This is a genomic window from Pseudomonas sp. AL10 (assembly GCF_029960685.1).
GTDB lineage: Bacteria > Pseudomonadota > Gammaproteobacteria > Pseudomonadales > Pseudomonadaceae > Aquipseudomonas > Aquipseudomonas lactis.
The window spans coordinates 29305-41798 of sequence record NZ_JASBQZ010000002.1; the positions used below are offsets into that span (position 1 = coordinate 29305).

Genomic DNA, 12494 nt, shown 5'->3' on the forward strand with positions numbered 1-12494 from the left:
ATATCGCGATTTGCTGGTGCCCACCCTCAAATCCGCTTTACTCAAGCCACATCCCACCACTCATCTGCGAAATTGTTTCAAAACTTGACGGCGAAGCCTTCCTCCACCATATTGATAGTTAGCAAACTAACTGTATGCGAACTATCCAGTGCCTCAATCCCTCGAACAACTCCAGATGAGCCTCAGCAGCAGCATGGTGGTGGGCGCCCGTAATTGGCGCAAAATCTGCCAGACCACGCTGGTGAGCTATGGCATCTCCGAAGCCTGCGCCGTGCCGTTGTTGATGATCGGTCGCTTGGGCGACGGTGTGCATCAGGTCAAAGTAGCCCAGGCGTCCGGTATGGAAAGCCCATCACTGGTGCGCCTGCTCGACCGGCTGTGCGGTGACGGCTACGTCTGCCGCACCGAAGACATCCACGACCGCCGCGCCAAGGCCCTGAGCCTTACCGAGCGTGGCCGTGAGTTGGTGCAAGCGGTGGAAGCGCAACTGGTGCGCCTGCGCAAGGACGTGTTGGCGGATATCGCCGCCGACGATCTGCAAGCCGCACTGCGTGTATTGCGCGCCTTCGAAGCGGCCGAGGCTGTGTCGCCTTGAACGGATTTTTTACCGGCTTCCCGCCTGCCCGCGACTGGTTCTACGGGGTGCGTACCTTCGCAGCGTCGATGATCGCGCTGTACATCGCCATGCTTATGCAAATGCCGCGTCCGTACTGGGCGATGGCCACGGTGTATATCGTCTCCAGCCCGTTTGTCGGCCCTACCAGTTCCAAAGCCCTGTACCGCGCCATCGGCACCTTGATGGGCGCGGCGGCGGCGGTGCTGTTTGTGCCGATGTTCGTGCAGTCACCCTACATTCTGGTGGTGGTGATTGCGTTGTGGACCGGCACTTTGCTGTTTCTGTCCATGCACCTGCGCACCGCGAATAACTACGCCCTGATGCTGGCCGGCTACACCTTGCCGCTGATTGCTCTGCCGGTGGTGGATAACCCCTTGGCGGTCTGGGATGTGGCGGAGGCGCGTACCGAAGAAATTTTCCTCGGCATCGCGGTCGCGGCGGTGGTGGGCGCGATGTTCTGGCCCCGGCGCCTGATGCCGGTGTTCGATGGCTCGGTGGCCAAGTGGTTCAGCGACGCGCAGGTCTACAGCCAGCGCTTTCTCAGCCGCAAGGTCGACCCCGAAGAAGTCAGCAACCTGCGCGGCGGCATGGTCGCCACCTTCAACACCCTCGAATTGATGATCGGCCAACTGCCCCACGAAGGCGCGCGCCCGCAGACGGTGCGCAACACCAAGGAACTGCGCGGGCGCATGATTCACCTGCTGCCGGTGATCGACGCGTTGGATGATGCGGTGTACGCCATTGAGCACCGTGCGCCGGAGTTTCTCGATCAGCTCACGCCGCTGTTGGAAGAGGCCAATGCCTGGCTGCAAAGCACCACCGAACAAGCGCCCCTGGATCGCTGGCGCGTGCTGCGTGACAAGATCGACGCCGCGCAACCCCAAGGCGAAGCGCTGGATGACCGTCACACCTTGCTGTTCTCCAACGCCCTATACCGCCTGGGCGAATGGGTCGACCTGTGGCAAGACTGCCGCAGCCTGCAAGCCGCCATTCAGTGCGAAAGCCAGGACACCTGGCGCGCTGTCTACCGCCACTGGCGCCTGGGCCGGCTCACGCCATTCCTCGACCGTGGGCTGATGTTCTACTCGGCGTTTTCCACCGTCACCGCAATCATTGTCGCTTCGGTATTGTGGATTCTGCTGGGCTGGACCGACGGCGGCAGCGCCGTGATCCTTGCCGCCGTCGCCTGCAGCTTTTTCGCCTCGATGGACGACCCGGCGCCGCAGATCTATCGGTTCTTTTTCTGGACCGCCATGTCGGTGCTGTTCGCCAGCCTGTACCTGTTTCTGGTGCTGCCCAACCTGCATGACTTCCCCATGCTGGTGCTGGCCTTCGCCGTGCCGTTTATCTGCATCGGCACGCTTACGGTGCAGCCACGTTTCTACCTGGGCATGTTGCTGACGCTGGTCAATACGTCGTCCTTCATCAGCATCCAGGGCGCCTATGACGCCGACTTTCTCAACTTCGCCAACGTCAACCTGGCGGGGCCGGTGGGCCTGCTGTTCGCGTTCGTGTGGACCTTGATCGCCCGACCCTTCGGCGCTGAACTGGCGGCCAAGCGCCTCACCCGTTTCAGCTGGCGCGACATCGTCAGCCTCACCGAGCCTGCCACCCTGGCCGAGCACCGGCACATGGCCGCACAAATGCTCGACCGCCTGATGCAGCACCTGCCGCGCCTGGCCCTCACCGGCCAGGACACCGGCATCGCCCTGCGCGACCTGCGCGTGGCGCTGAACCTGCTCGACTTGTTGGCCTACTCGCCACGCATCCTCGGTGTGCCACGGGTGTTGCTCAACCAGGTGGTGGAAGGCGTGGGCGGTTACTTCAAGGCGTGCCTGAAGGCGGGTGAACGCTTGCCCGCGCCCAGCGGTCTGCTGATGACCCTGGACCGCACGCGTCGCGCCCTCAACGGCCAGGGCCTGCAAAACGAAGACGAGACCCGCCTGCACCTGCTGCACGCCTTGGCCGGCCTGCGCCTGGCGTTGTTGCCCGGTGTGGAATTCATTGGCGGCACGGAAATGGAAGCGCCGCTACCCGATGGAGCGCCTTTATGATCGGTGACCTGGATATCAGCGGGGTGTTCCTGCCCACGCTGCTGGTGCTGATGGGCATTACTTATGTGTTGTTTCTGGTGGTGCACGGGCTGTTGACGCGCATGCACTTCTATCGCCTGGTCTGGCACCGGGCATTGTTCAATGTGGGGCTCTACGCGCTGTTGCTGGGCGCGGTGGACTCACTCAGTCGATATCTGATGACATGAAAAAACCTTTTTTGACTATCGGCCGTGTTGTCCTGACGTTGTTGGTCGTGAGTTTCGCGGTCGTCGTTGTGTGGCGCATGGTCATGTACTACATGTTTGCGCCCTGGACCCGTGACGGCCACATCCGTGCCGACATCGTGCAGATTGCTCCGGACGTGTCCGGGCTGATCCAGCGCGTGGACGTGCGCGACAACCAGTTGGTGAGCAAGGGCCAGGTGCTCTTCGCCGTTGACCAGGACCGCTTCAAGCTGGCCCTGCGCCAAGCCCAGGCCGCCGTGGCCGACCGCCAGGAAACCCTGGCCCAGGCCCAGCGCGAATACAAGCGTAACCGTGGCCTGGGCAACCTGGTGCCCAGCGAGCAACTGGAAGAGAGCCAGTCCCGCGTCGCCCGCGCCCAGTCGGCCCTGGCCGAAGCCCAGGTGACAGTGGACTCCGCCCAACTCAACCTCGACCGCTCGGTGATCCGCAGCCCCGTGGACGGCTACGTCAACGACCGCGCACCGCGTACCCAGGAATTCGTCACCGCCGGGCGCCCGGTGCTGTCGGTGGTGGACAGCAATTCCTTCCACATCGACGGTTACTTCGAAGAGACCAAGCTCGACGGCATCCATGTCGGCATGGGCGTGGACATCCGTGTGATCGGCGACAATGCGCGCCTGCATGGCCACGTGCAAAGCATCGTCGCCGGTATCGAAGACCGCGACCGCAGCAGCGGCTCCAACCTGTTGCCCAACGTCAACCCGGCGTTCAGTTGGGTGCGCCTGGCCCAGCGGATCCCGGTGCGTATCGCCTTTGATGACGTGCCGGCGGACTTTCGCATGATCGCCGGGCGCACCGCGACGGTGTCGATCATCGACGACAAGGTCAAAGACGGGGACAAACCATGAAGCGGCTTCTGGCGACCGCTTCCCTGGGGTTGTTGCTGTCGGCCTGCCAAGTGGTGGGGCCCGATTACAAACTGCCGGAACAGGCCGCCGTCAACCGTGGCGACCTGCAAGGGCCGATCATGGGCGAGGGCAGCAACGTCGTCTCGGCACCGGTGCCGGCCGATTGGTGGAAGCTGTACAAAGACCCGCGCCTGGACGAACTGGTGCGCCAGGCCATGGCCTCCAACACCGACCTGCGCGTGGCCGCCGCCAACCTGCAGCGCTCGCGTTACCAGGTGCAGCAGGCTGAATCCGCTGGCGGCTGGAGTGCCGGCGTCAAGGCCGAGGCCCAGCGCTTGCAGGAGTCTGGCGAGGCCTTCTTGCTGCCGGACAAAGTCCCGGTCGGCAATATCGGTAGCGTCGGGATTACCACGTCTTATCAATTCGACCTGTTCGGCACCTTGCAGCGTGGCATCGAAAGCGCCCAGGCCAGCGCCGACGCGACCCAGGCCGCGGCGGATATCGCCCGCATCACCCTGGTGGCCGATGTGGTGCGCTCCTATACCCAGGTGTGCGCGGCCAACGAAGAACTGGCGATTGCCAACGAGTCCCTCGACCTGCAAGCCCAGAGCACCAAACTGACCCAGCGCCTGCGCGATGCCGGGCGGGGCGATGAGACTCAGGTGACTCGCTCGCAAACCCAATACAAATCCTTGCGCGCCGACATACCGCGCTATGAAGCCTCGCGTCAGGCGGCGCTGTTCCGGCTGTCGATGTTGCTGGCCAAACCGGTCGACCAACTGCCAGCCGGCACGGGCACCTGCGCTGAGCTGCCGCATATCGCTCAATTGCTGCCAGTAGGCGACGGCGCCACGCTGCTCAAGCGCCGCCCTGATGTGCGCCAGGCCGAACGCCAATTGGCCGCCGCCACGGCACGCATCGGCGTGGCGACCGGCGCGTTGTACCCGGATATCAGCATCGGCGCCACGGTCGGCACCGTCGGCTTGCTGGAAAACCTCGGCACGCCTGCTACCAACCGCTGGGGCTTTGGCCCAATGATCAGCTGGACTGTACCGACCAACGGCGCCCGCGCCCGCGTGCATGAAGCTGAAGCCGCGACCCAGGGCGCCTTGGCCCACTTCGACGGCGTGGTGCTCAACGCCATCCGCGAAACCCAGACCGGCCTGGCCCAATACACCGCCGTTTTGCAACGCCGCGACGCCCTGGCCGACGCCGAACAGTCGGCGCGAGAAGCCGCCGGCCAGACCCATCGCTTCTTCCAGGCCGGCCGCGAATCCTTCCTGGCCGACCTGCAAGCCACGCGCACCTACACCGATATGCGTGCGCAACTGGCGGCGGCCAACACCCAGGTTGCCATGAGCCAGATCGATCTGTTCCTGGCCCTGGGCGGCGGTTGGGAAAGCGGACGAACGCAAGGGGTAAAACCCGGCAAACCGTGAGGTGATTGCTATGCTTTGTCAGGTGAGGCGTCGTGACGCTTCACCCGACAAAGCTCGCGTTTGCTCATGGGGATTCCAAGAATGAAAAACCCTTATGCTCCCGCTTTCTGGTGCGTGCTCTTCGCACTGGTTTTGTTATCGGCCGCGTATTTTTACGGCGTCATGCTCGCCCATCAACTCGACAAGGCCATGGTGTTCCTCGACAGCGCCTGCCTGGTGATCGGCACCTTATCCATCGGCGTGGTGGCCTGGGCGTCGTATCAAAACCAGCGGGTGAAGAAAAAACTCCTCGAACAGGGCAAGACCCGCGTGGCGATCTGGGACACCAAGGTCGCCCTGCGCCGCGTCGAAACCGTGTTCGACCGCTATTTCTGGGGCAGTTACTGGCAGCCGGGGCGCACGTTCCAGGAAGTCATGGGCGACCTCACCGGCACGCCGCTGGAAAAAAGCCTCGAAGTCCTGAAAAAACAATGCGTGCTGCTGGATCGGCAGGTTGCTGACGGTAGGCACTGGCTGGATAACGCGCGGGAATTGTCCGACGTGGCCACGCAAATGGCCCGCGAGCGCTACCAGCTGGACTTTTGCGACCCCAAGGCCGACACCCCCGGCAATGCCGTGATACACCGCGAGTTCGAGGTGCTGGTGTACACCTGGACCGCGCGCTTGAAGAGTTTTGATCACCAACTGGATGAAGTCGAACAAGAGTACTCCTGAACTCCTGCTGAACTGATCCCTCTGAAAGGCTGGGCCGTTTACGCCCGCCAGTGCTAATCTTCCCCAGCCTTTGGCCTCTCGGGCCACGACTGTAGGAGCGAGCTTGCTCGCGAAAGACGCTGACGATAACGCGTGCATCCTGAATGAACGCGGTGCCCCTGCGGTCTTCGCGAGCAAGCTCGCTCCTACAGGAACCCCTACAGGGTTCAAGGAAGACAGCCCACTTCTCACAGGATTTGATCAGGTCACTTCATGAATAAGCCAGCCGTTGTTTTCTTGGGTTTTGTTGTCGCCGTCGGCGCCGTCAGTGCGGGCGGTGCCTGGTACACCGGTAAACAACTGGAGCCGGTCCTGCAAACCGCTATCCAGAGCGCCAATAAAGAACTGCAGACCTCCATGGCCGGCGTCGATGGCAGCGTGACCCTGGAGCTGGTGTCCCTGGACCGTGGCGTGTTCAGCAGCACCGCGCACTATCGCCTCAAGGGCCAAGGCAGCGTGTTCGGCGAAGACAACCCGAACCCTGAATTGCTGTTCGTCGACCATATCGAACACGGCCCGCTGCCGTTCTCGCGCCTGGTGACCCTCAAGTGGTTGCCGGTCATGGCCACCAGTCACTACGAACTGGAAAAGAACCCCACCACCGAAAAATGGTTCGCCGCCAGCAAAGACGTGTCGCCGCTCAAAGGCGTGGCGAATATCGGCTATAGCCGTTCGGTCAGCGGCAACATCGAATTGCTGCCTCTGGAATTCAAGGATGCCACCTCGTCGGTGAGCTTCTCCGGCGCCAACCTCAACTTCGACAGCAGCGCCGAAGGCCAGAAGGTCAAGGCCGAAGGCTTCATGAACAGCCTCAAAGTTGCCGCAGTGGACGCCGAAGGCGCACCGTTCGAAGCGGAACTGGCCGGCCTGACCGTGGCCAGCAACCTGGAAAAAACCACCTTCGGTTTCTACACCGGCCAGAACACCGTGGAGCTGACCGACACCAAGGTCACCTTCGGCCCGCAGAAAGCCGTGTTGACCCTCAAAGGTTTCGAGCAGAAAGACTCCAGCGAGACCAAGGACAACAACCTGGCTGGCCGCGTCGACTACAAGATCGACGAGATCGGCTACCAGGGCAAAGCAGTCGGTTCGGCCGCCATGGCCGTGAGCATGAAGAACGTCGACATCCCGGCGATGCTGGTGCTGACCAAGCTCTACCAGGACAAGATGCAACCGGTGCAAGCCGCCGCCGCTGCCGGTCAACCGGTGCCGGAGCTGCAAATGACCGAAGCCGAGCAAGCCCTGGCCGAAGCCAACGTCAACCAGGTGCTGGCCGCCAAGCCGCAACTGGCCGTGGAAAACCTGTCGCTCAAAACCACCCGTGGCGAAAGCAAGTTCAACCTGGTGGTGGACCTGACCAAGCCAACGTCCATGGAACTGCCACCGGTTGAGCTGGGCAAGCAAATGGTCTCGCTGCTGGATGCCAACCTCACCCTGTCCAAGCCGATGATCAGCGACGTGGCGGCCCTGCAAGCCCAGGTGGGCGGCGTGACCGACCCGCAAGCCATCGAGCAGCAATCGCAGATGGCGGCCGAGATGGTCAGCAGCATGGCGGTCGGCACTCAACTGGCGACCCTGGTGGGTACCGATGTGGTCTCCAAGCTGCACTACGCCAATAACGAAGTGACCTTCAACGGCCAGAAGATGACCGTTGAGCAGTTCCTCAGCTTTGTGATGTCCAAAGCCGGTGCGGTCAGCGGCGCCCAATAAACCTGAAATGCAGTAAAAAATGTGGGAGCGGGCTTGTGTGGGAGCTGGCTTGCCTGCGATAGCATCGCCTCGGTCTGGCTGAATAACCGAGGTGCCTGCATCGCGGGCAAGCCCGGCTCCCACCCGAATCCGGCTCCCACGTTTGTTTTTTGTGAGGGGCAAAAAATATTAATCGTACAATTCTGAACAATTGTTCGAAATTGTGCTTCCCCCTACTTCGCTAAGAGATAGTTCCTACAGGAAAGCTAGGTCGGGTCCCGAGACGCCGACACCCTGATGCGTTTCGCTCAGGACCATCTATCGTTAGGGCTTTCCGTGTGTAAGGAAGCTCACGATATGCTGCGAAACCACCCCTACAGTGCCTCAGGCCGGTTGCGTCTGCTTATCGGGGCCGCCCTGTGCAGCCAATTGCTGGTTCCAGGCCTTGCGTTTGCCGACCCAGCCTACGACGCCCTGATCATCCAGGCCCGCAACGGCCACTTCACGCCGGCGCTGACCCAACTGCGCCAACTCTCCGCCGAACGCCAGACCCCAGGCCAGGTCAGTGACCACCTGGTGATTGCCGGCTGGGCCGGGCAAGACGCCGAAGTGCTCAAGGTGTACGAAGCGCAGGGCAAGCATCGCAACCTCACCACCCAGGCACTCGCCACCGTGGCGCGCACTTATCGCAATCAAAAGCAATGGGCTCAGGCCGAAGCGGTCTATCGCCAGGCGTTGCTGCGTGAACCCAATAACATCGACCTGCAACTGGGCCAGGCCCTCACCCAGGCCGATGGCGGTAAAGCCAACGAAGCGGTGCAACGCCTGCGTACGCTGGTGGCGGCCCAACCCAATGACCCCAACCGCCGCATGGCCCTGGGCTATGCGCTGACACGTGCCGGTTTGAACTACGACGCGCTGTTCGAATTTGACCAAGCCTTTATCCGCGCCGGTGACAAGCCCGAAGTGGCCCGTGAATACATCGTCGCCCTGCAAAAGGCGCGGCTGCCGGAGCCGGCACTGCGCCTCTCAGCCAAGCGCCCGGGGCTGGTGGACGCCGTCACCCAGCGCCGCCTCGAAGGCGACCTTGCCGCCGAGCGTGTGCGTATGGCCGAGTTCGCCACGCGCAGCGAAAAGGAACGCTACGTCATCGCTGACCGTGCCCTGCAGGACTACGACAAACTGATCAGCCGCTGGGCCCCCGACGCCACAGCCAAGGACGATGTCATCCGCTGGCGCATCGACTGTCTGGGCGCGCTCAAGGCGCGAGCACGGCATGCCGAGGTGATCCGCGATTACCAAACCCTCACCAGCGAAGGGGTGCAACTGCCCACCTACGCCTTGCGTTGGGTCGCCGGCTCTTACCTGGAACAGCGCCAGCCGGAAAAGGCCGAGCCGTTGTATCGCCAGGTACTCACCGCCCCCGACACCGACGCCAGCTATCGGGTCGATGACAGCACGGCGCTGTTCTACGCCTTGTTGGAAAGCGACAAGGTCGACGAGGCTCGCCAGGTCGCCAACAACCTGGCCAAGGAGCAAAACCCCCGCGTTGAACTCAAGGGCTTGCCCATTGGCAACCCCAATGACAACTGGATGGACGCCCAACAATTATCCGCCCAGGCCGGTACCTATGGTGGTGACCTGCCCGGCAGCGAAGCCAGCCTGGAAGCCCTGGTGGCCAAAGCACCGGGCAACGTGGGCCTGCGCCTGGCGCAGGCCGACATGTACCGGGCCCGCGACTGGCCGCGCCGCGCCGAAGGCACGCTCAAGGAAACCGAAACCCAGGCCCCCCGCGACATCGGCCTGGAAGTCTCCCAAGCCTATACCGCCATGGACTTGCAAGAGTGGCGGCAGATGGACACGCTCACCGACGACGTGCTCGCCCGCAACCCGGACAACCGTCAGGTGCAGCGCCTGAGCCGCCTGCGCGATGTGCACGACATGGCCGAGCTGCGTGTCGAGGCCTACACCGGCAAAAGCTACGGTGGCGGCAATAACAACGACGCCGGCGCCGTCTCCGGCAGCCGAGACTGGGGCATCGAAAGCGTGATCTACACGCCGCCCATCGACGAAGACTGGCGCCTGTTCGCCGGCGCCGGCTATGCCACCGCCGACTTCCAGGAAGGCACTGGCCAACATCGCTGGCAGCGCGTGGGCGTGGAGCGTCGCACCCGCGACATGACTATCGAAGCCGAAGTGTCCAACCACTCCTATGGCGACGGCTCCAAGCAAGGCGCCAGCGTGTCGATTGCCCGCGACATCAACGACCACTGGCAATACGGCGGCAGCCTCGGCTATTTGCTCAACACCACGCCGTTGCGGGCCTTGAATGACGGCGTCACAGCCAACGGCGGCAGCGGTTTTATCCGCTGGCGCGCCAACGAAAGCCGCGAGTGGAAGCTGACCCTCAGCCCGTCCCATTTTAGCGATGGCAACGACCGCTTCGAAGCCTTGCTCACCGGCCGCGAGGGCCTCTACAGCTCGCCCCATGTGCAAGTGGACCTGGGCCTGGAAGTGGGTGCCAGCCGCAACAGCAAGGAAGACACCGTGTACTTCAACCCGAAGTCGGACTTCACGGTGTTGCCCATGATCAACGTCAATCACGTGCTCTATCACCGCTACGAAACCCAGTGGAGTCAGCAGTTCCAAATCGGCGCGGGTACCTACAGCCAGCGTGACTATTCCACCGGCGGTATCGGCCTGATTGGCTACGGCCAACGCTATCGCTGGAACGACGTACTGGAAATGGGCGCCAACCTCAGCCTGATCAGCCGACCTTATGACGGTGATCGCGAACGCGATCTGCGCCTGCTCGTCGACCTCACTTACCGTTTCTAAAAGAGCCTGACCATGACCGTCCTCAGCCGTTGCTTGTTGGTCCTGGGTGTAATGCTGGCCGCCGCCTGCGCCCAACAACCCGCGCCCTACACCCCACCCGCCGAACGGCCGATAGCGCCCAACGAAGCGCCGTGGCCGAAGAACCACTTTTTGGGCATTGCCTATCACGACGTGGAAGATCGCGACCCCGATCAAGCCGTGGTGGCGGTGCGCACAGAGCGATTGATCGAGCAGCTGGCCTGGCTGCGCGAAAACGGCTACCAGGCGGTCAGCGTCGACCAGATCCTGGCAGCCCGGCGCGGCGGCCCGGCATTGCCGCCCAAGGCGGTGATGCTCAGCTTCGATGACGGTTATTCCAGCTTCTACACCCTCGTGATGCCGATTCTGCGCGCCTACCACTGGCCTGCATTGCTGGCGCCGGTGGGGTCCTGGATCGACACGCCGTTGAATCAACCGGTGGATTTTGCCGGTACACCACGACCACGCGGAGAATTCCTGACGTGGCAGCAGATTCGCGAAGTGTCCCAGTCGGGCCTAGTGGAAATTGCCGCCCACACCGATGCCAACCACAAGGGCATCCTCGCCAACCCCCAGGGCAACCTGGAACCGGCCGCCACCACGCGAAGCTTTGACCCCAAGACCAACGGCTACGAAAGCGAAGCGCAGTTCCAGGCACGTATGCGGGCTGACGTCGCCGCGATTTCCAACAAAATCCGCACCGTCACCGGCAAGGCGCCGCGTGTATGGGTGTGGCCGTACGGGGCCGCCGATGGCACCTCGTTGGCGGTGGTCGGCGAGCACGGCTATGAAATGGCGCTGACCCTGGAGGATGGCCTCGACGACCTCGGCAACCTGATGAACAGCCCACGCTTTCTGGTGGCCTCCGACCCGGACGGCGAGCATTTTGCCAACAGCATGGTGGCCGTGCAGGCCAAGGCGCCGATGCGCGTGCTGCACGTAGACCTGGACAACGTGTACGACCCCGACCCGGCCCAACAGGCGCGCAACCTCGACGTGTTGGTTCAGCGCGTGGTGGACATGGGCGCCGGCACCGTCTTCCTGCAAGCCTTTGCCGACCCCAAGGGCGACGGCCTGGTGCATTCGCTGTACTTCCCCAACCGCCACCTGCCGATGCGGGCCGACCTGTTCAACCGGGTCGCCTGGCAGTTGCACACCCGTGCCCATGCCAGTGTGTACGCCTGGATGCCGGTGCTGAGTTTTGCCCTGGACCCCAAGTTGCCGCGTGTCACCCGCTGGGACCCGAAAACCGGCCAGGTCGGCCCCGACCCGGATCAATACAAACGCCTGTCGCCGTTTGATCCCAAGGTGCGGCAGATCATCGGTGAGATCTACCAAGACCTGGCGCGTGTAGGGCCGATTGACGGCATCCTTTACCACGATGACGCGGTCTTCAACGACTTCGAGGACGCCAGCCCCGCAGCGCTCAAGGCCTATGCGGCCCAAGGTTTGCCGGACAGCATCGCCGCCCTGCGGGCTGACCCTGCCGTGATGCAGCGCTGGACCCGCTTCAAAAGCCGCTACCTGATCGACTTTACCCATGAGCTCACCGCCAAGGTCCGCGCCATCCGTGGCCCGCAGGTGCTGACGGCGCGCAATATCTTCGCCGAGCCCATGCTCAACCCTGGCAGCGAAACCTGGTTCGCGCAGAACCTCGATGACTTCCTCCAGGCCTACGACTGGACCGCGCCGATGGCCATGCCGTTGATGGAAGGCCAGGAAGTGAAAACCTCCAACGCCTGGCTGGAAAAACTCATCGCCACGGTCAAGACGCGCCCTGGCGCCATGGAAAAAACCATCTTCGAATTGCAAGCCAAAGACTGGCGCACCCAAGCCGCGCCGGATATCAGCGCTGAGCAATTGGCAGAGTGGATGGGTGTACTCAAACGCCAGGGCGTCACCAGTTTCGGCTACTACCCGGACAACTTCCTGGAAAACTCCCCGGACTTGAAGACCATTCGTCCGGCCCTCTCCAACCAATGGAACCCTTGATC

Annotated in this window: 9 protein-coding genes; all 9 read left to right on the plus strand. The window is 62.7% G+C overall.

Annotated elements, in window-relative coordinates:
- Positions 1–175 precede the first annotated feature (175 nt).
- The 9 genes from QK296_RS02710 (at position 176) to pgaB (ending at position 12492) form a co-directional block, all read left to right on the plus strand.
- Positions 176–595, plus strand: coding sequence for a MarR family transcriptional regulator (locus QK296_RS02710; protein ID WP_161905193.1), 420 nt, complete (start codon positions 176–178; stop codon positions 593–595).
- Positions 592–2670 carry an FUSC family protein gene (locus tag QK296_RS02715; RefSeq protein WP_034134574.1) on the plus strand — a complete coding sequence of 693 codons (2079 nt, stop codon included), beginning with the start codon at positions 592–594 and terminating at the stop codon, positions 2668–2670. The genes QK296_RS02710 and QK296_RS02715 overlap by 4 nt, the downstream gene beginning before the upstream one ends.
- Complete coding sequence (locus QK296_RS02720; RefSeq protein ID WP_003187469.1) at positions 2667–2876, plus strand: DUF1656 domain-containing protein; 210 nt, start codon at positions 2667–2669, stop codon at positions 2874–2876. The genes QK296_RS02715 and QK296_RS02720 overlap by 4 nt, the downstream gene beginning before the upstream one ends.
- Positions 2873–3763 carry an efflux RND transporter periplasmic adaptor subunit gene (locus QK296_RS02725; protein WP_003187470.1) on the plus strand — a complete coding sequence of 297 codons (891 nt, stop codon included), beginning with the start codon at positions 2873–2875 and terminating at the stop codon, positions 3761–3763. The genes QK296_RS02720 and QK296_RS02725 overlap by 4 nt, the downstream gene beginning before the upstream one ends.
- Positions 3760–5202, plus strand: coding sequence for an efflux transporter outer membrane subunit (locus QK296_RS02730; protein WP_003187472.1), 1443 nt, complete (start codon positions 3760–3762; stop codon positions 5200–5202). Before QK296_RS02725 ends, QK296_RS02730 begins: the two co-directional genes overlap by 4 nt.
- 81 nt (positions 5203–5283) lie before the next feature.
- On the plus strand, positions 5284–5916 hold the full coding sequence (locus tag QK296_RS02735; protein ID WP_019819550.1) for a hypothetical protein: 633 nt from the start codon (positions 5284–5286) through the stop codon (positions 5914–5916).
- Positions 5917–6168: 252 nt separating this feature from the next.
- Positions 6169–7665, plus strand: a complete 1497-nt coding sequence (locus QK296_RS02740; protein WP_003187474.1) for a YdgA family protein — start codon at positions 6169–6171, stop codon at positions 7663–7665.
- A gap of 336 nt (positions 7666–8001) precedes the next feature.
- Positions 8002–10482 carry a poly-beta-1,6 N-acetyl-D-glucosamine export porin PgaA gene (gene pgaA, locus QK296_RS02745; protein ID WP_282390558.1) on the plus strand — a complete coding sequence of 827 codons (2481 nt, stop codon included), beginning with the start codon at positions 8002–8004 and terminating at the stop codon, positions 10480–10482.
- Between the two features lie 12 nt (positions 10483–10494).
- Entirely contained in the window at positions 10495–12492 is a 1998-nt protein-coding gene (pgaB, locus tag QK296_RS02750; RefSeq protein ID WP_282390559.1) for a poly-beta-1,6-N-acetyl-D-glucosamine N-deacetylase PgaB, read from the plus strand.
- Positions 12493–12494 lie beyond the last annotated feature (2 nt).